Below are 24,203 nucleotides of genomic sequence, written 5' to 3' on the forward strand. Positions count from 1 at the left end.
AGTCTACCGCAGCCCCTCGGCCTGTTTCTCGATGGCGGCCAGGTCGGCCCGCAGGTCGTCGAGGCGCTGCACCGCATCGCGGCCCGGCCGCTGGTCGGCCTGGTTGGCCATGCGCCAGACGTTGGCGAGCTGGTCGATGAGCATGGGCTGCGGGTAGTTGCCGCCCGCCGTGACCAGCTTTGCGCGGAGGGCGGCAGCCGCGCCGGCCCTGCCGGCATCGGCGCCGCGCGCGACCTCGCCAAGCCGGCCCGCGATCTCGACGGCCCGCCTGGTCGCGTCCCGTACGCCGGCCAGGAGCTCCGCCTGCGCCTGCAGGTCGGCCTGCGTGACGCCGTCGGCCACGACGCGTGGGTCGAGCCGCACCTTCAGCGGCTGCGTGCCCGCCACGACGCCGTCGACGGTGAGGCGCACCGCGTAGGTGCCAGGGACGACCATCGGCCCGAATGCCCCGCCCTCGGGATTGCCCGCGCTCGGCAGCCCCGGCAACCGCATGTCCCACGTGAACCGGTGCGTCCCCTTCGTGCGACCCACTCGGGGAGCGCCGAGCGTCCGCCGGCCCGGCGCTCGCATGGCCTGCGTCGGCGTGGTCGACGTGCCGGGCCCCTCGCTCGCGTAGGTGCGCAGCACGCCCCCCTTCGCGTCGAGGATGTCGATCGAGACCGCCTGCGCGTCGGCGGGCAGCGCGTAGTCGATGGTGGCGACCGCCCCGGGATAGTCGGGCGTCTTCGACGTCGCGGGACTGGTGGCCAGGCGGGCCCGCGTGGCCTCTCGCGGCGCGAACAGTGTGGGGCTCGACGGCGCCCCCTTCCACTGGTGCAGTCGCGACACGTCGTCGAGCACCCAGAACCCGCGGCCCATCGTCGAGATCACGAGATCCTTGCGATGCAGGCGCATGTCGGTGATTGGCGTCACCGGCAGGTCGAGCTGCCAGCGCTGCCACGTCGCGCCGTTGTCCCACGACAGGTACATGCCGAACTCGGTGCCGGCGTACAGCAGCCCCGCGCGATCGGGGTCCTCGCGCACGACGCGCACGGGCGTGTCGGCGGGGATGCCGTTGCGGCCGTCGGTGAGGCGCGTCCACGACCTGCCGTAGTCGTCGGTGCGGTACACGTATGGCGCCCAGTCGCCGAGCAGGTAGCGGTAGTACGCGATGTAGGCCGAGCCCTTGCGATGCGGCGACGGATCGATCTGCTGTACGCGCCCGCCCGGCGGCAGGTCCTTCGGCGTCACGTCGTTCCAGGTCCTGCCATCGTCGCGCGACACGTGGACGGGGCCGTCGTTGGCGCCCGACCACAGCACGCCCTTCTCGAGCGGCGACTCCTCGAACGCGTAGATGGTCGCGTAGACCTCCTCGCCGGTGATGTCGCGGGTGATCGGCTCGCCGGAGATGCCCTGGCCCTCGGGCAGGTTCGCGGTGAGGTCCGGGCTGATCACCTCCCAGGTCTTCCCCTCGTCGCGCGTGCGGTGCACGACCTGCGACGTGTGGTAGATGACCTTCGGGTCGTGCGGCGAGATCTCGAACGGCGACGTGCGCTGGAAGCGGTACCGGATGTCGCGCGACGCGTGCCCGTACCGGTTCTGCGGGTACACCCAGTAGTGCTGCTCCTGTCCCGTCGCGAGGTTCAGCCGGCTGAACTCGCCCTTGCACACGCCGTAGACGATGCGCGGGTCGTCGGGCTTCGGCTTGATCGGGCCGGTCTCGCAGCCGGCGCCCTGCATCCACCACTGGAGGGTGTCGTCGGGCGGCGTCGAGAGGGGCGCGTTGCTCGGCACGATCACCGTGGTGTTGTCCTGCTGCGCGCCGTACACGCGATACGGGTACTGGTGATCGACGTCGACCTGGTAGATCTCGGCGGTGGGCTGGTTGAACTGCGTGGTCCAGGTGCGCCCGCCGTCGCGCGACACGTTGGCGCCGCCGTCGTTGGACTGGATGAACAGATCGGCGTCGTCGGGGTTGATCCACATGCCGTGGTTGTCGCCGTGCGGCGTGGCGACGCTGCTGAACGTCGCGCCGCCGTCGGTCGACTTCCACATCGACAGGTTGTTCACCCACACCACGTCGGCGTTCTTCGGGTCGGCGTCGACGTACGTGTAGTAGAACGGCCGCGCGATCAGCCGGCTGTCCTTGTTCACCTGTGCCCACGTCGCGCCTGCATCGTCGCTGCGGTAGAGGCCCGCCTTGTCGCCGACGGCCTCGACGATCGCGTAGAGGCGCCTCGGGTTGGCGCGGGAGACGTCGATGTCGATCTTGCCGAGCAGGTCTGTCGGCAGGCCCTGCGAGGTGCGCGTCCACGTGCTGCCGGCGTCGGTCGAGGTGTAGATGCCGTTCTCGGCCGCCGGACCGCCGCTGATGATCGTCCAGGGCTTGCGCTGCCCGCGCCAGGCCGCGGCGTACATGCGGTCGGGATTGGACGGATCGAACACGAGCGAGAACACGCCGGTGCGATCGTTGATGAAGAGGACCTTCTCCCAGGTCTTGCCGCCGTCCTTCGAGCGGAACACGCCGCGCTGGGGCCCATCCACGAACACCGGACCGACGGCCGCCACGTACACGACGTCGGGGTTGGACGGGTGCACGCGCACCGCGCCGATCGCGCCGACGTCGCGCAGGCCGACGTGCGTCCACGTCTTCCCCGCGTCGGTCGACTTGTAGACTCCGAGGCCCTTGATGACGTTGCTGCGGATGGCGGCGCTACCGGTGCCGACGTAGATGACGTCGGGATTGGACTCGGCGACCTCAATCGCACCGATCGACGCCGTTTCGAAGAAGCCGTCGGAGACGTTGTTCCACGACTGGCCGTAGTCGGTGGACTTCCACACGCCGCCGCCGGTCGCGCCCATGTAGAAGGTGCCCGGCTGGCGCCGATGCCCGGCGACGGCGGTGACGCGTCCGCCGCGGTGCGGTCCGATGTGCCGCCAGTGGAAGCCGCCGAACGGATCGAGGGCCTGCGCGGCGGGCGCCTGGGCGCTCAGGGGCGCCGTCGAGAGCACGGTGGGCAGCGACGCCGCGGCCGAGGCCAGCAGCGCGATCAGCGCGAGACGGGAGATGGACGCGAGTCGCATGACAATCGCGCCCATCGTAACGCCTAACGTCGACACCTGACGCCACCCGACGTGTAGCCGTCGCCCTCGGGCGACGGTCTGCGCGCCGAGCGCCGGCCAAGGCCGGCGCCTACACGTTTCGCTTACGCCGCGACGGGCGCACACGCCGCGGCGATCGCCTCGACGTGGCGGTGGTCGGTGCCGCAGCAGCCGCCGAGCACGGTGAGCTGTGGCAGGCGCTGGCGGAGCTCGGCGTAGGTTGCCGCCAGGGCCACCGGATCGCCGGTGTCGAGCCCGGCGGCGTCGTTCAGCTCGGCGTGGCTGCGGCACGAGGCGTTGGCACGGATGCCGCGGATGCGACGCACCCACGACTCGCGCGGGTCGAGCAGGTGCGCGAAATGCGACGGGTGCGCGCAGTTGACCATGTAGTACGACGGGTACCCGCTGGTCGCCGCGTCGACGATGCGGATCGCCGAGCCGAGCGACTGGCCGGTGGGCAGCCGCCCGTTGGTCTCGACCGTGAAGGAGATTGCAATCGGCATCGCGGCGAGCCTGGCGGCGTGCGTGATCCCGACCGCCTCCTCCACGTAGTTCAGGGTCATCGCCGTGAGCATGTCGGCGCCCGCGTCGGCGAGCGCGTCCACCTGCGGCTGGTGATAGGCCTCGGCGCCGCGCACGGTCATCTGCGTGCCGGGCACGTACCCGTCGCCGCGCGGGCCGAGGCACCCGCTGATCACGACCGGCACCGGCGCGAACTCGTCGCGCAACTCCTCGAGCAGCGCGACGGCCCGGCGGTTGATGCGCACCATGTCGGCGGCCGACAGGCCGCTGAGGGCGCCCCAGTCGGCACTGGCGCGCCACGTCAGCGTGTCCAGAATCAGGCCCGTGCCGTGCCGCCGCGCGATCGCGGCATACGGGCGGAAGTAGTCGCGCACGAGGGCCTCGCCCTCGTAGGTGTCCAACAGGTGGAAGGACGCGAAGTCTGGCAGCGCAACGCCCTGTTGGTGAATCAGGAACGTCTCGAGGCCGCCGTCGGTGAGGAACAGCCGATCATGGAGCTGGGGAAGAGAGCGCGAGCGTGGCATGACAACCTCCACGTGCGCGGCGCGCTCGTGCGCCTGGCGACACGTGCATCAGGAGACGGAGCGTGCCGTTCCGTCGTTCCCAAGGCCGAGGTCCCGGCGACTCGTCACCACGACATGGCCGCCGCGTCGTTCGGTCGGTGCCAGCGCAGCGTTGTCGGTGTTGCGATTCAGGCCTGTCGCGTCGGCCCTCAGGACAGCTCGCCCCGCCACTTGGGGGTCGGGTTCGGCGCCCATCCCTCCAGCGCGGCCAGCAGCTCGTCGATGCGGTCGGCCGACGACACGATCGCGCGGTGCTCCTCGCGCACCAGGCGTGCGGCGCGAGCGTGGTCGATGAAGGCCAGCAGCCCGTCGTAGAAGCCGGCGACGTTCAACAGCCCGACCGGCTTGCGCTGCAGATCGAGTTGCGTCCAGGTGATCACCTCGAAGAACTCCTCGAAGGTGCCGAAGCCGCCGGGCAGCGCGATGAACGCGTCGGCGCGGTCGGCCATCGCCGCCTTGCGGGCGTGCATGCTCTCGACCACGAGCAGCTCCGTCACGCCCGTGTGGTGGACCTCGCGGGCCTGCAGGAACGCCGGGATCACGCCCACCACCTCGCCGCCCGCCGCCAGCGCCGCGTCCGCGACCATCCCCATCAGGCCGACCCGCCCGCCGCCGTACACGAGCCTGATGCCGCGCCTCGCCAGCGTCGTGCCGACCGTACGCGCGGCCTCGGCAAAGCGCGGGTCGGCGCCCAGGCTCGACGCGCAGTACACGCACACCGAGCGCAACGTCATCGCTTCTTCCGGGCGGACTTCGCGGTCCTGGGGCTCGTCGCGCCCGCCTTCGGTGCCGTGGCGGTCCCGCGTGCGCGCGCCGCCGGGCGGGCCGTCAGCAGGGCAACCGCCGTGCTGGCCGCCGACGCCACGTCGCGGCCACGCGGGCGGTACTCGCCCAGGTGCGTATAGAGCTCCGCCACGTCCACCGGTCCGTCCTCGGCCTCCAGCCACGCGCGCGTCCGCCGCGCCAGCGCCCGCATCGCCGCCATCACGGCGCGGTCGCGGGCCGGGCCCACCTCGCCGCTGGTCATCGCGTCGATCTCGCGGGCCACTGCCGGCCGCGGCACGTCGAGGCGGTGGAGCACGCCGACCACCGCCACCGCAAGCCGCTCGGGCAGGTCCTCGAGGTCCTCGGCGGGCAGCACCACCGAGAGGAGGCTCCGGTCGCTGGTGCACAGCAGCAGCTCACGTCCGGCGGCCGCGAGCGGGGCGACGTACCAGTCGCCGAGTCGGGTGGTCGGCGCCTCACCGATGGTGGCCACCTCGGAAGGCTCGGCGACCTCGCGGAGCAGGGCGCGGGGGAAACGCAGGGTGTACATGGGGGGAGTCTACAGAAGGGCCGGGGATCGGCGACCGGTGTTCTGTCTCCCCTTCGCCAACGTTCTCACCGTCATGGCAAGCTCCCCGGTGGCCATCACCCTGACCCACGCGACGCTGGACGAACTTGCGGCCTGCCTGCCGGACATCCGGCAGGCCCCGACCGACCACGGCGTCGTGGCCATGGTCGTGCGTCGGCCTGCGGAGGGCGCGAGGGACGTGCTGGGTGAGGGCATGTTCAGCGAGGACGACGGGCTCGCCGGCGATACCTGGCGCCAGCGGAGGTCGCGCCGGTCTGCCGACGGCTCGCCGCACCCGGACATGCAGGTCACGTTGATGGGCACCCGCGCGATCCGCGCCATCACGCCCGACGAGTCACGCTGGCCGCTCGCCGGCGACCAGCTCATCGTCGACCTCGACCTCACCTACGCGAACCTGCCGCCCGGCACGCGGCTGCAGGTCGGGCAGGCGATCCTCCAGGTGACCGACCAGCCGCACACCGGGTGCGACAAGTTCATCGCCCGCTTCGGCGTCGACGCGATGAAGTGGGTGAACTCGCCCGAGGGACGCGCGCTCAACCTGCGCGGCATCTACGCGAAGGTCGTGGCGCCGGGCGCGGTGCGGCCGGGCGATACCGTGCGCAAGCTGGCAATTTGACATTCGAAATTCGAAATTCCGTGGCGAGGGCCTTCGGCCCCTCGCCTCGGGGCGCTGCGAGCGGCGGAGGCCGGAGGCCAAGCCGCCGAGAATTTCAAATGTCAGATTTCAAATTGCGGGTTCTCGATCAGGCCGATGACGTTGCCGAAGGGATCGGCGACCCGCGCCACCTTGATCCCCTCGCCGACGTCAGTGGGTGAGGCGACGAGCGTGGCGCCCACCATCACGAAGTGCTCGACGGCCGCATCGACGTCCAGCACCCGCCAGTAGGCGACACTCCCTCCGGGACCGGGCTGTCCCTCGCTCAGGTCGGGATGCAGGCCGAGTTCGTACCCGCCAATGGAGAAGCCGACGTAGAACGGCTGATCGAAGTAGGGCTGCTGCGCGAAGGCCTGCGCGTACCACGCCTTCGCGTGCGCGAGGTCGGGGACCTGGTAGATGACGGTTGCCAGGCCGAGGCTGGTGGGGGCGAGTGCGTTCATCGTGTCTCCGCGAGGGCGGCCAGCGCGGCTGGATCGACGGGCCGGAGCTTCTCCACCAGCGTTCGACGTGGGTGCTGGCGCAGCAGTTCGCGCTCGCCGCGGATGGTGTCGCGCCACATGGCGGCGACGTCGCGATACTGCCAGCCGAGGTCCTGCTGTGCGCGCGCGCTCGAGAACGCCAGATCCGCGCGCACCGTCATCACGATGTCGCGCGACAGGAACGTCGGCAGTCCCATGGCGCGCTGCAGCGGCTCGAGTGACCAGTTGTTGAGCCAGGCCACCGGCCACGGCAGGTACAGGCCAATCCGCATGGCTCCTGGCGCCGACCACCAGTGCGACAGATGGGCCTCCACCGTGTCCACGTTCCCGGCGAGCAGGTACGTCCTGCCCGGTGCCCCCCGGCCGGCAGCCAACGCGATCCCCTCCGCCACGTCCTCGACGTGCACGCAGGAGATCAGCCGGCGCCGGCCCCAGCCGATCGGCGGCAGGCGTCGGGCGAGATAGAGCCGCAGCAGGTAGCCGAAGAACGCGTGGTCGTTGGCCCCGACCACGGCACCCGGGCAGACGATCACGACCGGCGCGCCCGCAGCCTGGTGGCGCACGGCGATGGCGTGGGCCTCCGTCTTGGTCTGCTCGTAATGCGACACGGGGGGACGCTGACGGACGAACGACTCGTCGACGATCCCGTGCCCGGCCGTCCCGCCCAACGCCATGATCGACGAGACGTGCACGATGCGGCCGATGCCGAGTGCGCGCGCGGCATCGAGCACCACCTCGGTGCCGCGCACGTTGATCGACGTCATGCGCGCCTTCGCCTCGCCGCTCACGCCGTACTCGTAGTGCCCGGCGTTGTGCACCACGACATCGGCGCCGCGCATGGCGGCGCGCACCGACTCCGGGTCGGTCGCATCGCCCTGCGCCAGGTGCACGCCGAACGACTGCACGGTGCGCGCCGTGGTGGCGTCGGGGCGACGCACCAACGCCGTGACGCGCCAGCCGCGGCGCCGCAGCGCACGGGTGAGCGGCTGGCCGATGAAGCCAGTGGCGCCCGTCAGGAAGACCCGCATGTGCGCATCCTGCGCCTTCCAGCGCTGGAGTCAAGCAGGATCGCGCCGCCGCCGTCCCGGACTACACTCCCGCGCGAGGTGTTCCCGTGACCACTGCCCGCTCCCGCACCCTCCGTCTTGCCGGCGGCCTCTGCGCCGCGACCTTCATGGCCGGTGCCCTGATCCACGTGGCGCCCGAAGCGGCACAGTCGACCGGCGTCCGCGTCCGCGTGTCGTTCCCCGCGTCGCTCGAGCCGCAACGCCTCGACGGGCGCCTGCTCGTGATGCTCTCGACCGACCCGAAGGCCGAGCCGCGGTTCCAGATCACCGACGACGCCGGGACCCAGCTGGTGTTCGGCGTCGACGTCGACGGCATGGCGCCGGGCACGCCGGTCAGCGTGGACGCTGCCGCATTCGGCTATCCGGTGCGCAGCCTGCGCGACGTGCCGCCCGGCACCTACACCGCGCAGGCGCTGCTGCACCGCTACGAGACGTTCCGGCGCGCCGACGGGCACGTCGTCAAGCTGCCGATGGACCGCGGCGAGGGCCAGCAGTGGAACCTCGCGCCGGGCAACCTCTACTCCACGCCGGTGCAGGTGACCATCGGCAAGGACGCCGCGGTCGACATCACGATGGACAAGGTGATCCGGCCGATCGCCGATCCGCCGACCACGAAGTACATCCGTCACGAGCGGATCCGCAGCGAGAAGCTGTCGAAGTTCTGGGGCCGCGACATGTACCTCGGCGCGCACATCCTGGTGCCCGAGGGCTTCGACACGCATCCGGAGGCGCGCTACCCGCTGATGATCGACCACGGGCACTTCCCGTACACGTTCGGCGGCTTCCGCGAGGAGAAGCCCGATCCGGACCTGAAGCCAGACTACAGCGCGCGCTTCGGCATGAGCGGGTACAACCGCTACCAGCAGCAGGCCGCGTACGACTTCTACAGGGAGTGGACGAGCAGGGACTTCCCGCGCGTCCTGATCATCCAGATCCAGCACCCGACGCCGTTCTACGACGACTCCTACGCGGTGAACTCCGCCAACGCCGGCCCCTGGGGCGACGCGATCGTCGAGGAGTTGATTCCCTACATCGAGAAGAAGTACCGGGGCATCGGCCAGGGGTGGGCGCGCTTCATGTATGGCGGCTCCACCGGTGGCTGGGAGGCGCTGGCGGCGCAGGTGTTCTACCCGGATGCATTCAACGGCGCCTACGCGGCGTGCCCCGATCCGATCGACTTCCGCGCGTACACCGTGGTGAACCTGTACGAGGACCGCAACGCGTACTACGTCGACTCGAAGTGGAAGAAGACGCCCCGGCCCGGCCACCGCAACTGGCTCGGGCACGTCAGCACGACGCTCGAGGACATGAACCTGCGCGAGCTCGCGCTCGGCACGAAGACGCGATCGGGCCAGCAGTGGGACGTGTGGGAGGCGACGTACTCACCGGTCGGCGCCGACGGCTACCCGAAGCGCATCTGGGACAAGGTGACCGGCGAGATCGACAAGGACGTGGCGGCGTACTGGAAGGAGCGCTACGACCTCGTGCACATCATGAAGCGCGACTGGGAGAAGGGCCTCGGCAAGAAGCTGGCCGGCAAGGTCAACCTGTACGTCGGCGACATGGACAACTACTACCTGAACAACGCCGTGTACCTGGCCGAGGACTTCCTGCGCGCGACCACCGCGCCGTGGTTCGACGGCGAGATCACCTACGGCGACCGCGCCGAGCACTGCTGGAACGGCGACCCGGTGCGGCCCAACTACGCCTCGCGACTGCGGTACCACCAGATGTACGTGCCCAAGGCCGTCGCGCGCATGGAGAAGACCGCGCCCAGGGGCGCGGATCTCACGAGCTGGCGGTACTAGGAACGGCAGTCGGCAGTCGGCAGTCGGCAGTCCGTCCATGTGTGGCCGTCAGCCGTCTGTCGTGCGTAGCCATCGGCCGTCTGTCGTGCGCAGCCGTCGGCCGTCTTTCGTGCGTAGCCGTCGGCCTTGGCCGACGGGCAGTTACGGCGTCCGCGCCACCGCGACGATGAGGCGCGTCAACGCATCGAGATCGCGCAGGTCGAGCACTTCGCCCGGTGAGTGACTGTAACGGCCGGGCCACGACAACCCCTGGTTGGGCGCGCCCCAGAAGGTGAACGTCGTGCCGTCGGTGCCGCCCTGCGTCAGGCCGATCTGCAGTGGAATGCCGGCCGCCTCGGCGGCGCGACGCGTGCGCTGCCGCTCGGCGTCGGGCGAGATGCTGGAGCTCTCGATGGCGCGCAGCACCGGCCCCTTGCCGAGCGGCGCGTACGCGAAGTGCGGCGACTCGAGCGGCGTATCAGACGACACGAACGTGTCGATCGAGTACACGCGCGCCACGGTGCGCCCCATACGACGCGCCATCGCCGCGGCGCCGTCGAGGCCGCCTTCCTCGTGCACGGACCACGCGAAGACCACTCGCCCGGGCAGACTCTCGGGATCGATACGGGACATGGCACGCAGCAGCGCCGTGGTGCCCGCGCGATCGTCGAGCGCGCGGGCGGTGAAGCGCGTGCGGCCCAGTCGCAGCGCTTCCTTGTAGCTGGTGACCTGCATGCCGACCGTGACACCGCGCGCGGCCAGGCCGGCGGCGTCCAGGCCGAACCAGGCCTGCATCACCTCAGGGGTCTTCCTGTCGGCCGTGGATCGGATCCGGAAGACGCCACGCAACGGCGGGGGGGCGCTGGCCGAGAGCGATCCCGCCTTCCAGCGTGCGTCGGTGTCGGCGCCGCGTCCGGTGCTCGTGCTCGGCGCGCCCGGCGGATCGAAGTGCACCAGAGCGGTCTGGCCTTCCCATGCCGTCGCGGCCACGCCGCCTTGCGCCTTCAACGTCGCGGTGCCGTCGGCAGCGATCGACTCGATCAGGTAGCCCACCTCGTCGAGGTGCGCGATGAACATCGTCGCCGGGCCAACGGGGCCCACGGTCACGGTGATGTTGCCGATGTCGTCGACCACGGCGCGCTCGCGCGCCCACGCCGGCATTGCCTCGAGGACCGCACGCCGCACCGACCACTCGTGACCCGACACGCCATGTCGCTCGACCAGGGTGGTCAGCATCGCTGACGACTCGTCGAAGGTCGCCTCGGCCTGCGGGCGCACCCACGGCGCGGGGGGAGGCGCCGCCACCCAGGCCTGATCTGCCGGCAGCGTGAGCCCCAACGTGCCGGCGGCCTCGTCGAGCAGCCACCGCGCCTCGGCATCGCGCACCACTTCCAGGTGCGCGCCCGCCTGCATGACGGCCGGCGCCAGCCAACGGACCGTCTTCAGGCCTGACGCGGCCAGCACCTCGCCGAAGTCGGCAAGCGCGGCGGCGGGCCGTTCGGTCGAGACGCGCGCCTCCTCGCCGGGCGCGAGGATCGTGAGGCGATCGACGACGCCCGCGCGCGCGACGAGCGCCGAGAGCCCTACCCAGCCCATGCCCTCCTGGGCGCTCAGCACGAAGGTCGTGCGCCCTGTCGGCGGGCGGTTTCGCGCCGAACGGGCCAGCGTGACGAGCGCGGCGCACCCGACCCGCCGCCCGGCCTCCGGTCCCGCGACGCCACCCGCAATCGGCCATGCCGGGACGTGGCGCGTGATCGGGTCGAGGAGCTCGATGCCGAGCGCCGCCACGTCGGCGCGCGACTCGGCGCCGACGTCCACCCACAGGTCGTCGGCCGTCACCACCGCCGTCTCCCGGCGATGCTGCTGCGCGAAGTGGGCGTTCGAGCGGGCCACGACGCCCGTCACCGGTCCGGTGGCGGTGAGCACGCGCACCTGCTGCGCCTCGAACTGCTGATCCCAGAGCGGATGCCGTGAGCCGCGGCCGATCCGGTGCACACGCAGGTATCCCTGATCGGTGATCTGAGTGATCGCGTACCCGGGGCTGTCGAGTGCGCACGCCACGACGTGATGAGGCGAACCGGACCCGATGGTGGTCGAAACGTTGCCGAATCCGTCGGTCGTCCAGCCGCCGAGTGCGGTGGCGAGCATCGGCGCGATGCGCGGCTCGTAGCCGGTAGCGGCATCGGCCGAGACCCACGCGGCCATCGCGCCGAGGTCGCGTTCGGACACCTGCGCCGCCGCGGCCAGCGGCCACGCCCCGTGACACACGGCGGCGAGGCCGAACGCGAGCGGCCACTGGAAGATGGAGCATCTCGGCATGCCGCGGAGTGTACGCCACGGCCGAGTTGCGAAGGAATCAAGTTACCACTTGTACGGTTCAGCTATTGCGCGTAGGGTCGCCGCAGTCCAACTCAACTGGTTCGGGCACCCTCCATCCCGGGGGACCTTCCCGAAAAAGAGGACCGGAGGGGCCTATGAACAGGATTCTGTCGGGGCTGACGGTCGCGCTGTGTCTCGGCGCGGCTGAAGGCAGCGCGCTGGCACAGGCGGCGCAGCCCGAGTACCACGTGGTGCTCACCTACATCAAGACCGCACCGGGCATGCAGGACGCCTACCGCGACCACCTCGTGAACGTGTCGTCGAAGTTCTACGGGGAACTGCTCAAGGAGCAGCCGAACCTGATGGGCTGGAGTGCCGCCAGCGCGATGTTCGACGGCGTCGACTCCCGGTACGACTACGTGACGGCCACGATCTACAGCGGGCTGCCGCCCGAGCCGAGCACGCCTGCCGACGCCCTCTACCAGCGGGCTGCCGGCATGACCCGCGCCGAGTACGTCAAGAAGCTGGCGACGATGCGCACCGTCGTCGGCACCGAGTTGCTCTCTTCCATCAGCCGATCGATGGCACCCGGGACGGCCAGGGTCGGGGACTTCCGCGTGACCCAGCAACTCAAGGCCAAGCCGGGCATGGGCAATGAGGTCACCGACCTGCTCCGCACCCGACTGCATCCGATGATGGACATGCGGCGCACCGCCGGCGAGCTGAAGTCCTGGGGCGCCTGGGCACGGCAGTTCCCTGGCGGCACCTCGTCGACCTACGACGTGCTCCTGGTGAACACCTACAAGGACATGGCCAGCGCCCTGAAGGGGCTCGACGCCTCGAAGACCGCCGACGTGTTCGCCAAGGCGAACCCCGGCAAGAGCTACGCGACCTACGTCAACGACGCGCGCGATTACGCCGAGGTGGCCGTGCGAGGCCTGACCCGCGTCGTGGCGCTCGTCGAGCGGCCCGCCGCTCAGTAGGTCGGCACGTCGAGCAGCCGTCGCCCCTCCCCGACGGCTGCCTCAGCGCGACGCGATGCCCCGCCGTGAAGTGAGGTAGACGGCGAACGTGCCGAGCCAGTGGCCACCGGCGTAGTGCGCCCCGGTGACGGCCTTCAGGCCGACCTCCCGGTGGCGTTCCGCGGCGGCGTGGAGCGCGGGCAGGCGCGGGTCGTTGTCGGCCAGGGCCTGCTCGATGCCCTCGAGCATCCACGCCCGACTCAGGTTCAGGCCGTCGAGGTGCGCCAGCTTGCCATCCGTCGCGTCGAGCACTACGCCGGGCTCGAGCCACGAGGCATCCGCCTTCGTCCCCCTGGGAATATCTGGCAGGAACGTCGTGAGCCAGCGCGAGAACTCCGCCGGCGGCAACACGCGCCGCATCAGGTCGGCTTCGGCGAGGCAGGGCGAGACGAAGTCCTGTCCCGACGGCTCATAGGCCATGGGGCACGCGCGGTCGCTCATGTAGAACGCCTTCGAACGTTCCACGAGCAGCTGCTCGAATGCCGTGTGCTTCGCCTGCCGCGCCCAGTCGAGCGCGAGCCCGAACGCGAACGCCGTCTGTGAATGCTCACCCGTGCGAATCGGCCTGGTGAGCTTCGGCAGCCAGTCCATGAAGCGCTTGACGGCCTCGTCCTCGAGCGGCGCGAGCACCCGGGCCCACTCGCGCGACTGCGGGCTGTCCCATTCCCGCAGCTCCTGCGTCACCTGCAGCAGCCACGCCAGGCCGTACGGCCGCTCGAACTCCTGCCGCCCGGGGGCCCGCAGGTACGCGAGTTCGCCGGCCACCCGTTGCGCCGTGAAGTTTCTCGCCAGTGCCGCCTCGGCCTTCGCGGCCAGCGGCGTGCCCGGGTAGAGCCGCGCCACGCGCGCCAGCAGCCAGTGGCCGTGCACGGCCGAGTGCCAGTCGAAGCACCCGTAGAACACCGGCGTGAGGTCGCGCGGCGCCTTCGCGTCGGCGTCGGACGCCATCGTGTGCGCGATCTTGTTCGGGTACTCCTGGTGCACGCACGCCAGCGCGAGCGCCGCCAGCTTCTCGGCCTGGGCAAGGTCCATCGTGGGGGTTCCTGCAGCCTGGATCGTCAGCAAGAGCGCCAGCAGCATGGGGAGCAGTCTAGACGGGAATCGGGAGTCGGGAGTCGGGAGTCGGGAGTCGGGAATCGGGAGTCGGGAGTCGGGAGTCGGGAGTCGGCATCCTCCCTGGCGAGCCCTGACCGTCGCCCAAGGGCGACGGCTCATATGGAGGACCTCTTCGCAAGGGCTTGTGCGGCCCTGGTGAGATCAGCGCCCCCGTCGAGGTCGGCAGGTCGCGAGTGATCACGCTCATATGCGCGGGTTGGGTACCGCAGGGCGCGGATCCGATCGCGGGCGGCCTCGCTCTACGTGCGCGAGTTCCCGGACATGTCCGGTGATCGCATAGCCGTCTCGAGGGTGCCCAGCGGACGGGCCTCGGACGGGGGCGCTCACCTCACCAGGGGCCACGGCCCCGCCATCGACCTACCCGGCCGCCGGCGCCTCCAGCCGGTAGGCCGCCCACACAAACCCCGCCAACTCGCGCGCCACGGCCGTGGTCGCCACCGTCGCCCGCTTGCCGCGCCGGGTCAGCGTCTGCATCTTGTGGTGCAGGCGCTCCTGCGCCCGCCACGCCAACGCGCAGGCCTCCGGGGCCTGGCCGGCGTGGCTGCGTCGCAGCCGCGCCCCCACCAGCGGTTTGAAGCGGTAGTGCCACGCGGCTTCGCTCAGCACCCGCCGTAGATGCGTATTGCCCATCTTACTGATGCCGCCCTGCCGGCGCCGCGCGCCACTGGACCACTCCCAGCACGTCAGCCCGGTGTAGTGCATGAACGCCCGCGCCGTCGGGAAGCGACGGCCATCACCGATCTCGGCGGCGATCATCAACGCACTCAGGCGGTCGATGCCGCGGAAGCACGTCAAGGTCTGCACCGGCGCCGCCATCGTCGCCGGCACCGGCCACGCCAGCAGCTGCGCATCGAGATCCGCCAAGCGCGCCTCGGCACTCTCCAGCGCCGCCAGGTATGTCCGGCACACCACGGCGACGCCAGGCTCCGGCCACGCCAGCGCGCGCACCCACGTCCGGTACGCGCGCGTCCACGGCTTGCTCTGCGTCCAGCGCTGCCCGTGCCGCAGCAACAGCTTGCTCACCCGGTGCCGCGTCCGTACCACATCGCGCTGCAACTGCTGCCGCGCCCGCGTCAGCTCCCGCACCGCCTCGTCGGCCTCGGTGGGGACCGTCACCGCCGTCAGGGCGCCGTCGCGCAGATAGCGCACCAACTGGGCCGCATCGCGCCGATCCGTCTTGATGCGCTGGCGGCGGCCGCCCGCCACCTGGGGAATCAACGAGGGGGCGACCACGGTGCAGCGCACGCCCGCCGCCTGCAGGGCCCGCACCAGCGGATACCCACACGGCCCCGCCTCATACGCGACGTGCACCGGGCGCCCGGCCGCCGTCCGCACGACCCAGCGCACCAGCTTGGGCACTTCCACGGGCGCCGGACCGACGACCGGCGCCGACGCCCCGGGCGCCCACACCGCCGCCATCACCGAGGCCTGATGCACATCCAACCCGATGAACGTCGTAGACTCCCCCATGACCGACCTCCCCTCGCTTTGCGGCTCTGCGCCGCGGGCTCTTTGCGGAACCTCAGCGTAACCCGCGCATACGCGTCGCGGGGGTCGGTCCTCCATAAGCGTCTACGTCCGGTGAAGGTGTCCGGCGTCCAGCGTTGGCACTTCGGTGACCGGTGCCCGGAGCCCGGTTCCTGTGCGATGCTCTCCTCGTGCCTCAATCCAGACGGACCTTCCTCGCCCTCGGCGCGGCCGGACTCGTGTCGGCTGCTCGGCCCCTGACTGCTGCCATCCGCGCTGCGCAGCCGCCGAAGTTCCGGGTCGGCGTCACCGACTGGAACCTGCGGAGCGAGGCCAACCCGGCGTCGTTCGCGCTGGCCAAGAAGCTGGGGTTCGACGGCGTGCAAGTGAGCCTGGCCAGCGGCCGTGGCGCCGAGCGCGCGCCGATCACCGACGACGTGGTGAAGCAGTACCTCGCGCAATCGAAAGAGCACGGGCTGCCGATCACGTCGACGTGCCTGAACATCCTGCACACCAACTACCTGAAGTCCGACCCGCTCGGGCCGAAGCGCGTCGCCGAGGGCATCGCCCTCACGAAGGCGATTGGCGTCGAGGTGATGCTGCTGCCGTTCTTCGGCGACGGCGCGATGAAGACCGAGGCGGAGATGGACCGCGTCGGCGACATCCTCCGCGAACTCGGCCCCGAGGCGCGCAAGGCGGGCGTGATCCTCGGACTCGAGGACACGATCTCGGCCCGCGACAACGTGCGGATCATGGAGCGCGCCAAATCGCCCGCGGTGCTGACGTACTACGACGTCGGCAACTCGACCGGCAACGGCTTCAAGGTCATCGACGAGCTGCGCTGGCTGGGCCGCGACCGCATCTGCGAAGTGCACCTGAAGGACAACCCGCACTTCATGGGTGAGGGAACAATCGACTTCCCGGGGATCATCGACGCGCTGGCCGACATCGGCTTCGCCCGCTGGGCCGTGCTCGAGACGAGCAGCCCCACGAAGATGCTCGAGGACGACATGAGAAAGAACCTGGCGTTCACCCGCGGGCTCGTCACGGCCCGCGCGAAGGCGTGAAGCGCGCGGCCCTCGTCGCGGCGTGCACGCTGGTCGCGGCCATCGGCACGCACGGGCAGGCACCGCAGCCGCGGCCGAGCCTGCCTCGCCTGTCGGCGACGACGACGATCCCGCTGGCGCTGTTCAAGGCCCCGGAGGGCTTCGAGGTGACGTTGTGGGCGGGGGCCGACCTGGTCCGCAACCCGACCAACATGGACGTCGACAAGGACGGCCGCCTGTGGGTGGCCGAGGGCGTCCGCTACCGCAAGCACTTCGATCGCCAGCCCGCCGGCGACCGCATCGTCGTCGTCGAGGACACCAACGGCGACGGACGCGCCGATGCCTCGCACACGTTCGTGCAGGAGCCGGCACTGGTCGCGCCACTCGGCGTCGCGGTGATCGACAACAAGGTCGTGGTGTCGCAGCCGCCGGACCTCATCGTCTACACCGACGTCGATCGCAACCGGCGCTTCGACCCGGCCGTCGATCGGCGCGAGGTGCTGCTGACCGGCTTCCAGGGCAAGAACCACGACCACTCGCTGCACTCGGTGACCGTCGGGCCGGACGGCAAGTGGCTGTTCAACTCCGGCAACATGGGCGGTCGATTCACCGATCGCTCGGGCCGCACGTTCACGTCGTTCAGCTCGTACAAGGCCGACCCGATCGGGCCGTTCACCTTCCCGCACGACTCCACGAAGCTGATGGGCGCGCGCAGCGACGACGGGCACGTGTACGTCGGCGGCTTCATGGTGCGCATGAACCCCGATGGCACGCAGGCGGAGGTCATCGGCCACAACTTCCGCAACAGCTACGAGCAGTCGATCACGTCGTTCGGCGACATCTTCCAGAGCGACAACGACGACCCGCCCGCCTGCCGCGTCAGCTGGGTGATGGAGCACGCCAACTTCGGCTTCTCGTCCAACGACGGGCAGCGCACCTGGCAGGCCGACCGGCGCCCTGGCCAGTCCGTGCCGATGGCCGAGTGGCGACAGGACGACCCCGGCATCGCACCCGCCGGCGACATCTACGGCGGTGGCTCGCCGACCGGCACCGCGTTCTACGAGGACGGCGCACTCGGCGACGCGTGGCGCGGCACCTTCTTCGCGGCCGAACCCGGACGCAACGCCATCTTCGCGTACCAGCCGGTGCGCGACGGGGCCGGCTTCCGGCTCGAGCGACGCACGTTCCTCTCCGTGAACGACGAGGAGAAGTGGGCCGGCACCGACTTCAGTGGTGGTCCCGGCACCACCACCGCCGAGATCTCCACGCTCTTCCGTCCTTCCGACGTCGTCGTCGGCGCCGACGGCGCGCTCTACGTGAGCGACTGGATCGACCCGATCATCGGCTTCCACGAGGACCTGGACGACGCGGTGTCGGGGGCGATCTACCGGATTGCACCGCGCCGGTTCGAGTCGACGCCGACAACCATCGACCCGGCCAGCATCGCCGGATTGATCGGCGCCCTGCGCTCGCCCGCGGTGAATGTGCGCGCGATCGGCTTCGAGGGCCTGAAGTCGCGTGGCGCACCAGCCGTTCCCGACGTCGCCCGGTTGCTCGACGACGAGAACCCGTACATCCGGGCGCGCGCCGTGTTCCTGCTGGCCCAGATGGGTGCCGAGGGGCGGGCGCGCCTCGGCGCGCCGTCAGCGCTTCGCGACGCCGACATGCGGATCGCCGCGTTCCGTGCACTGCGCCGTGCGGGTCTCGACGTCACTGCCGAGGCCGCGACGCTGGCGGGCGACCCCGACGCGGGCGTCCGCCGCGAGGTGGCGCTGGCGATGCGCGACAGGCCCGCGCAGGTCGCCGTCCCCATCCTTGCGAAGGTGGCGGCAGGGTTCGACGGAACGGACCGCAGCTACCTCGAGGCGCTGGGGACGGGCGCCTCCGGCAAGGAAGCAACGCTCTACGACACCCTGAAGCGGACGATGGGCACAGGCCCGTCGAGTCGCTGGTCCGACGCCTTCGCGTGGATCGCCTGGCGCCTGCACCCGCCGACGGCAGTGGATGCACTCGCCACGCGTGCGTCGGCGGCCACGCTCTCGCTGGAGCGCCGGCGGCGAGCCATGGACGCGCTCGCATTCATCGACACCAGGGCTGCGTCGGCCGCGATGATCGACATCGCGACGACGCGCGGGCCGTTGAAGGAAGCGGCGACCTGGTGGGTGCTCAACCGGCTGTCGAACGACTGGGCCGATCACGACCTGCTGCCCATCCTCAAGCAGCGACGCCTCTACGATCCCGACACCATCACCCTGCAGACGGCCGTCGTGCCCGAGCGCGGGCCCGCCTCGTCGCTGCTGCGGGTGGATGACGTGGTGGCGCAGCAGGGCGTGGCCGCTCGCGGCGAAGCGCACGCGACGCGCTGCCTGATGTGCCACGCGATCGCGGGGGTCGGCGCCGACGTTGGGCCGGCACTCGACGGCTGGACGCGCGGCAAGTCTCCCCGAGTCATCGCCACCGCGATCGTCGACCCGGACGCGGGTATCGCGCACGGCTACGGCGCCGTGACGGTGCGCACGAACGACGGCGTGACCATCCAGGGCCTGGTGATCAAGGAAGGCGACCCGCTGATGCTGCGCAGCATGGGCGGCGTGACCCAGATCGTGCCTGCGGCGCGCGTGAAGTCGCGCGAGCGGATGCGCCGTTCGCTGATGATGGACGCCGCGCAGCTCGGCATGTCGGCGCAGGACGTGGCCGACGTGATCGCCTACCTGCGCGAGCACTGATCGCCTGGCGTTCCTGACCGCCGGCCAGGGTCGGCGGCTACAGGCGCAGATCTGCCGCAGTCAGGTGTAGGCGTCGACCTTGGTCGACGCAACCGGCTAAGCTGTGCGCCCATGACACCCACGCGTGCCGCCATCGCCGACGGGGTCGGCTCCTTCACGATCGACACCGTCGAAGTGGGAAGCCCGCTGGCCGACGAGGTGCTCGTCGAGATCCGCGCGGCCGGGATCTGCCACACCGATCATGCCTCGCTGTCGTGGAAGCGACCGCTCGTGATGGGCCACGAAGGCGCCGGCGTGGTGCGGGAGGTCGGCCCGGGCGTGACGCATGTGCGGCCGGGCGACGCCGTGGTGCTCAACTGGTGCATCCCGTGCGGCGCCTGCCCGCAGTGCGAGCGCGGCGATACGGTGCTGTGCGAGGTCAGCAAGCCGGCGCACGTGATGGCGCCCTCGCGCGGGCACGCGCACGCGGCGGGGACGCGATGGCGCGGTTCTCCCATCGACCGCTCCTTCAACATCGGCACGCTGTCGGGTCTTTCCCTGGTGCGCAAGGAGGCCGTGACGCCGATCCCGGCGTCGGTGCCGTTTCCCGTGGCAGCGATCACGGGCTGCGGTGTGATGACGGGTTTCGGGTCGGCGGTGAACGTCGCGCGCGTGCAGCCCGGCGATTCGGTGGCCGTGCTCGGCTGCGGCGGTGTCGGCCTCAACGTCATCCAGGGCGCGCGGGTGGCCGGGGCGACGACGATCATCGCGATCGACACCAACGCGGAGGCCCTGGAACGGGCCCGCGCGTTCGGCGCCACCCACGCCCTGCTCGCCGGCCGCGACGACCCGGAGTTAGAGGCGATGGCGGCGAGCGTGCGGCAGCACACCGACGGACGCGGGGCCGATCACGCGTTCGAGGCGACCAGCGTGCCGGCGCTCGCGTTCGCGCCGCTCCGCCTGGTGCGCGACGGCGGGCAGGCGCTGCAGGTCAGCGGCATCAACGACGCGGTGTCGGTGCCGATGCCGTGGTTCATGTGGAACAAGCGCTACGTCACGCCGCTGTACGGCGGCTGCGTGCCGTCGCGCGACTTCCCGCGCATCTTCGAGCTCTACGCCAAGGGCGCGCTGCAGCTCGATGCGCTCGTCACGCGCACGTACACGCTCGACCAGCTCGGCCAGGCCATCGACGACATGCTCACGGGGCGGAACGCGAAGGGAGTAATTCTGTTCTGAGACGGCCTTCGTCATTCGGCCGTCGGCCTTCGGCATGCGGCCGTCGGCCTTCGGAGCATCCACCTGGCCGTAGCCGTCAGCTCCGTCCCTTTCTGTAGCCGTCGACCTTCAGGTCGACGGTCAGTCGAACCCGTCCTCCGTGTGTAGCCGTCGCCCTGGGGCCGACGGTCAGTGATGCCTCGCGAATGACCACGTTCGACCGCATTGGATCCATGGCTGAATTCCGCACGATCTGCATCTCCGACCCCCGCTTCGAGCACGACGGCCTGCGTCACGTCACCGTGAAGAGTGCCTCCCTGCGCGGCCGCGGCGACGTGACGGTGTGGGCGCCGCAAGTCGACGAGCCACCCGCCGGGCTCGTGATCCTGTTGCACGGCGTGTACGGCAGCCACTGGAGCTGGGCGCTCCAGGGCGGCGCGCACCGCACGGCGGCGCGACTGGTGGCAGCCGGTGACATCCCGCCGTTCGCGCTGGCGATGCCCTCCGACGGCCTGCGCGGCGACGGCTCGGGCTACGTGCGACACGGCGACGGATTCGACGCTGCGCGGTGGGTCGTCGACGAGGTGCCGCGCGCCGCGCGGGAGGCGATCCCCGGCCTGTCGCCCGAGGCACCTCGCTTCATCGCCGGCCTGTCGATGGGCGGCTTCGGCGCGCTCAGGCTCGGCGCGACGCATCCCGGCGCATGGCGAGCCGTGTCGGGACACTCGTCGATCACGCACCTCTCGCAGATGGCGCAGTTCATCGAGGAGGACGTGGCGTCGCTCGGCGCGGCATCGGGCGATGTGTCGGTGCTGGATGCAATGGTCGGCGCCGGCGACCGGCTGCCGGCCGTGCGGTTCGACTGCGGCGTGGACGACCAGTTGATCGAGGAGAACCGCGCGCTCCACCGGGCGCTCGCCGAGCGCGGCATCCCGCACGTGTACGAGGAGTTCCCCGGCGCGCACGCGTGGGAGTACTGGGAGAGGCACCTCGAGGACTCCCTGCGCTTCTTCGCCGCCCGCGTGTAAGGCAGTACGGCTTACGGCTTGCGACTCAACGAAACGAGCGCCAGGTTCCGACTCCCGATTCCCGACTCCCGACTCCCGACTCCCGACTCCCGATTCCCGTCATGCCGACTGGCGCCTGAGCACCACCGTCCCGGCACCGCGATCGTGCGCGAGTCGGCGGTTCGGATCGCGCCACAGATCGGTGAGGCCCGTGAAGAGCGTGCCGGGCACCGACGCGTAGCCGCCGAAGCGGTCGAACGCCGTGCCGAGCGTCATCGGCTGGCCGTCGATGCGGCGAATCTCGAGGCCGAGCAGGCGCTTGCCGATGCTCCCCCACGGCGTGAGGCCGAGCAGCGTGAAATACAGCGCCGGGACGCCGAACAGGGCCGCCCAGCGCGCGAGGTCGGGCACGAACTTCGCCACCGGCACGCGCACGTGCCCCGGCTTGACGGCCCGCGCATCGTCACTGAACGTGAGCGACAGCTCCATGTCGACGTCCTTCATGTACGCGGCGCCGTCGCGCGGGCGGCCGGCGTGCACGGCGGTGATCGCCTCGAGCGGTAGTCCCTGCGCGCCGATGTCCACCAGCGTCGGGAGCAGGGCCGTCATCGCGTCGAGCGACTGCGCCTCGGTGCGCACCCGACCATCGAGGATGGCGCGCAGGGCATCGTAAGCGGGCCTGTCGCTCACGCGCAGCGCGAGCGCCGACCACAGGATTGCCGCGATCACGGTCGGCACGGCGATCAGCGCCACGTCGATGCCGAACGCCAGCAACCGCCGCAGCGGCGGCGCGAGTTCGCGCCCCAGCAACGAGTCGTCGACCACCTGGTGCGTCACCAGGTCGAACGTGCGTCCGGCCATGCCTGCTCCTGCGATACGAGTGACGGGATGCCGTCCTGGCCCAGCCTGCGCTCACTGCGGCACCCGTGTCTTCCGGGGCATGGTCAGGGCGCGCATCAGGAACACGGCAAAGCCGAGGAAGCCGCTGAGCGCATACAGCAGCTTCGCGACGCTCGACAACCCGGGGACGAGGACGGCGTTGGCGGGGTCGGCCGGGTCGACGTACACCTGCACCTGCTGGCCTTCGGGAAAGCGGTCCCCGAACCGTCGCAGGCTGTCGCCACTGGTCATGCCGAAGGTGCCCGCCTGGATGCGGTCGCCCTGGTAGGCCTGACCGTCCACCTCGTAGCGATACACGAGGTGCAGGAACTGCGACGGCCGGCTCGTCCGGCGCGTCGACGTCGATCGCTGGTTCGTCGAGCTGACACCACGGGAGATGATCTCGCCGGGCACCGGCCTGAAGTCTCGCGTCCGCCAGGCCTGCCAGGTGGAGAGGGCGGCCGCCGCCAGCACGGCGAGGAAGACCGACGTGAACACGGTGCGCATGACGCGCAGCGTGCGCGTGGGGTTGCCGGGCGACCGGCCTGCGAGCCTCGCACGATGGGCCATCAGGGGACTACAACGTCGGCAGGCCCGATAGCGCACGGACGAGGCGCGCCTCGACCGGGAGGCCATAGGATACCGACATGCGCTCGGCGGCGATGGCACTCCTCGCGGGCCTGGGACTGGCCCTGCAACCGACCTCGGCGGACTGGCACGTGACCGTGTCACAACTGACCCGCGGGCCTCGGCACCACTTCTTCGGCTATATCGGGCAGGCGCGCACGATCCCGTGGAGCGGGGACGGGCGCTACGTCCTCGCGCTTCGGACCGGCTTCCAGGACCGCATGCCAGGGCCGGCCGATGCGGCGGACGTCACCGTCATCGACACCGCCCGGGCCGACCGCGTCGTCCCGCTGACGGAGTCGCGCGGGTGGAATCCCCAACAGGGCACGATGTTCTACTGGGATCCCCTCGCACCCGCCACGCGGTTCTTCTTCAACGACCGCGACCTGACGTCGGGCAAGGTGTTCACCGTCCTCTACGACCTCGCGGCGCGCCGCCGCGTGCGCGAGTTCCGGTTCGACGACACGCCAGTGGCCAACAGCGGCGTCGCCCAGCGCGGTGGACGCTACCTGGCGATCAACTACGCGAGGCTGGCTCGTTTGAGGCGCGTGACCGGCTATCCGGGCGCCCACGACTACACCGACGGCGTGCTCCACCCGCGCGACGATGGCATCCACGTGGTCGACACGGCCAACGGCACGCGACGGCTGCTGGTGTCGTATGCGCAGTTGGCGGATCTGGTGCGGCCGGTGCGGCCCGACGTCGCCGGCAAGGCCCTGTTCATCAACCACACGCTCTGGAGCCGCGACGACAGTCACATCTACTTCTACGTGCGCGCCGACTTCGACGACCCGCGGCAGCGGATCGACATCCCGTGCACCATCAGGCCCGACGGGACGGGGCTGACGATGCACGAGTACCTGGGCGGCCATCCCGAATGGCGCGATGGGACGCGGATGATCGGCGTCAAGGACGGGCGCCAGGTCGTCTACGACGTCACGACGCGCCAGGTGGTGGCGACCATCGGCGGGCCCGGTGTGTTCCCCCAGCCAGGTGGCGACATCGCGCTCTCGCCGGATGGCCGATGGTTCGTCAATGGCCACAGCACGGGCGGCAGCAACGGCTACACCGTCTTGCGGTTGGCCGACCAGACATGGGCGCGGACGCCGGAGATGACGAGGGGCCGATTCACCTCGGGCGACCTCCGCATCGACGGATCGCCGGCCTGGAACCGGTCGAGTGATGCGTTCCTGTTCCCTGGACTCGACGCGAGTGACGGCACGCGGCAGATCTTCGTCGCTCGCATCTCGCCCGGGCAGTCGCCCGCGAAGCCATGAGAGGCGTCGCGC

General features: G+C 70.7%; 19 protein-coding genes. 8 read left to right on the forward strand and 11 right to left on the reverse strand.

The annotated features are described in order from the left end of the window. Positions 1–3: 3 nt before the first annotated feature. The 4 genes from TBR22_RS23100 to TBR22_RS23115 form a co-directional block, all read right to left on the reverse strand. A complete protein-coding gene (locus TBR22_RS23100) occupies positions 4–3,063 on the reverse strand; it encodes a hypothetical protein (protein ID WP_239490197.1) in 3,060 nt (1,019 codons plus the stop codon). Positions 3,064–3,185: 122 nt separating this feature from the next. Further along, positions 3,186–4,127 carry a homocysteine S-methyltransferase family protein gene (locus TBR22_RS23105; RefSeq protein WP_239490198.1) on the reverse strand — a complete coding sequence of 314 codons (942 nt, stop codon included), beginning with the start codon at positions 4,125–4,127 and terminating at the stop codon, positions 3,186–3,188. Between the two features lie 188 nt (positions 4,128–4,315). Then, on the reverse strand, positions 4,316–4,900 hold the full coding sequence (locus tag TBR22_RS23110; RefSeq protein ID WP_239490199.1) for a TIGR00730 family Rossman fold protein: 585 nt from the start codon (positions 4,898–4,900) through the stop codon (positions 4,316–4,318). Beyond that, positions 4,897–5,481, reverse strand: a complete 585-nt coding sequence (locus TBR22_RS23115; RefSeq protein WP_239490200.1) for a hypothetical protein — start codon at positions 5,479–5,481, stop codon at positions 4,897–4,899. The genes TBR22_RS23110 and TBR22_RS23115 overlap by 4 nt, the downstream gene beginning before the upstream one ends. A 73-nt stretch (positions 5,482–5,554) precedes the next feature. Here TBR22_RS23115 and TBR22_RS23120 point away from each other — a divergent pair, with 73 nt between their 5' ends. After that, entirely contained in the window at positions 5,555–6,136 is a 582-nt protein-coding gene (locus TBR22_RS23120) for an MOSC domain-containing protein (protein ID WP_239490201.1), read from the forward strand. A 101-nt stretch (positions 6,137–6,237) separates the two neighbouring features. Here TBR22_RS23120 and TBR22_RS23125 read toward each other — a convergent pair whose 3' ends face one another. Both TBR22_RS23125 and TBR22_RS23130 read right to left on the reverse strand, forming a co-directional pair. Then, positions 6,238–6,618 carry a VOC family protein gene (locus TBR22_RS23125; protein ID WP_239490202.1) on the reverse strand — a complete coding sequence of 127 codons (381 nt, stop codon included), beginning with the start codon at positions 6,616–6,618 and terminating at the stop codon, positions 6,238–6,240. Then, positions 6,615–7,685 carry an SDR family NAD(P)-dependent oxidoreductase gene (locus TBR22_RS23130; protein WP_239490203.1) on the reverse strand — a complete coding sequence of 357 codons (1,071 nt, stop codon included), beginning with the start codon at positions 7,683–7,685 and terminating at the stop codon, positions 6,615–6,617. The genes TBR22_RS23125 and TBR22_RS23130 overlap by 4 nt, the downstream gene beginning before the upstream one ends. 146 nt (positions 7,686–7,831) lie before the next feature. On the opposite strand from TBR22_RS23130, the gene TBR22_RS23135 reads away from it, so the two are divergent. Further along, positions 7,832–9,532 carry an alpha/beta hydrolase-fold protein gene (locus TBR22_RS23135; protein WP_370651553.1) on the forward strand — a complete coding sequence of 567 codons (1,701 nt, stop codon included), beginning with the start codon at positions 7,832–7,834 and terminating at the stop codon, positions 9,530–9,532. Positions 9,533–9,673: 141 nt separating this feature from the next. Here the strand turns inward: TBR22_RS23135 and TBR22_RS23140 are convergent, their stop codons facing one another. Beyond that, positions 9,674–11,830, reverse strand: a complete 2,157-nt coding sequence (locus TBR22_RS23140; RefSeq protein WP_239490205.1) for a M20/M25/M40 family metallo-hydrolase — start codon at positions 11,828–11,830, stop codon at positions 9,674–9,676. A 155-nt stretch (positions 11,831–11,985) separates the two neighbouring features. Here TBR22_RS23140 and TBR22_RS23145 point away from each other — a divergent pair, with 155 nt between their 5' ends. Then, positions 11,986–12,813, forward strand: a complete 828-nt coding sequence (locus tag TBR22_RS23145) for a hypothetical protein (RefSeq protein WP_239490206.1) — start codon at positions 11,986–11,988, stop codon at positions 12,811–12,813. A gap of 42 nt (positions 12,814–12,855) precedes the next feature. Here the strand turns inward: TBR22_RS23145 and TBR22_RS23150 are convergent, their stop codons facing one another. Both TBR22_RS23150 and TBR22_RS23155 read right to left on the reverse strand, forming a co-directional pair. Beyond that, entirely contained in the window at positions 12,856–13,932 is a 1,077-nt protein-coding gene (locus TBR22_RS23150; RefSeq protein WP_239490207.1) for a DUF2891 domain-containing protein, read from the reverse strand. Between the two features lie 393 nt (positions 13,933–14,325). Then, positions 14,326–15,438, reverse strand: coding sequence for an IS110 family transposase (locus TBR22_RS23155; protein ID WP_239490208.1), 1,113 nt, complete (start codon positions 15,436–15,438; stop codon positions 14,326–14,328). Between the two features lie 188 nt (positions 15,439–15,626). On the opposite strand from TBR22_RS23155, the gene TBR22_RS23160 reads away from it, so the two are divergent. The 4 genes from TBR22_RS23160 (at position 15,627) to TBR22_RS23175 (ending at position 21,429) form a co-directional block, all read left to right on the forward strand. Continuing rightward, positions 15,627–16,502: a sugar phosphate isomerase/epimerase gene (locus tag TBR22_RS23160; protein ID WP_239490209.1), complete on the forward strand. Its 876-nt coding sequence runs from the start codon at positions 15,627–15,629 to the stop codon at positions 16,500–16,502. After that, a complete protein-coding gene (locus tag TBR22_RS23165) occupies positions 16,499–19,207 on the forward strand; it encodes a PVC-type heme-binding CxxCH protein (protein ID WP_239490210.1) in 2,709 nt (902 codons plus the stop codon). Before TBR22_RS23160 ends, TBR22_RS23165 begins: the two co-directional genes overlap by 4 nt. Positions 19,208–19,318: 111 nt before the next feature. After that, positions 19,319–20,422, forward strand: a complete 1,104-nt coding sequence (locus tag TBR22_RS23170) for an alcohol dehydrogenase catalytic domain-containing protein (protein WP_239490211.1) — start codon at positions 19,319–19,321, stop codon at positions 20,420–20,422. Between the two features lie 212 nt (positions 20,423–20,634). Continuing rightward, on the forward strand, positions 20,635–21,429 hold the full coding sequence (locus tag TBR22_RS23175; protein ID WP_239490212.1) for an alpha/beta hydrolase family protein: 795 nt from the start codon (positions 20,635–20,637) through the stop codon (positions 21,427–21,429). 99 nt (positions 21,430–21,528) lie between these two features. Here TBR22_RS23175 and TBR22_RS23180 read toward each other — a convergent pair whose 3' ends face one another. After that, positions 21,529–22,269 (reverse strand): RDD family protein, encoded by a 741-nt coding sequence (locus tag TBR22_RS23180; RefSeq protein ID WP_239490213.1) that lies wholly within the window; start codon positions 22,267–22,269, stop codon positions 21,529–21,531. 51 nt (positions 22,270–22,320) lie between these two features. Then, a complete protein-coding gene (locus TBR22_RS23185) occupies positions 22,321–22,857 on the reverse strand; it encodes a DUF3592 domain-containing protein (protein WP_239490214.1) in 537 nt (178 codons plus the stop codon). A 77-nt stretch (positions 22,858–22,934) separates the two neighbouring features. On the opposite strand from TBR22_RS23185, the gene TBR22_RS23190 reads away from it, so the two are divergent. Beyond that, positions 22,935–24,191 carry a hypothetical protein gene (locus tag TBR22_RS23190; protein ID WP_239490215.1) on the forward strand — a complete coding sequence of 419 codons (1,257 nt, stop codon included), beginning with the start codon at positions 22,935–22,937 and terminating at the stop codon, positions 24,189–24,191. Positions 24,192–24,203: the final 12 nt, after the last annotated feature.

Origin of the sequence: Luteitalea sp. TBR-22 (genome assembly GCF_016865485.1) — a bacterium.
Lineage (GTDB): Bacteria > Acidobacteriota > Vicinamibacteria > Vicinamibacterales > Vicinamibacteraceae > Luteitalea.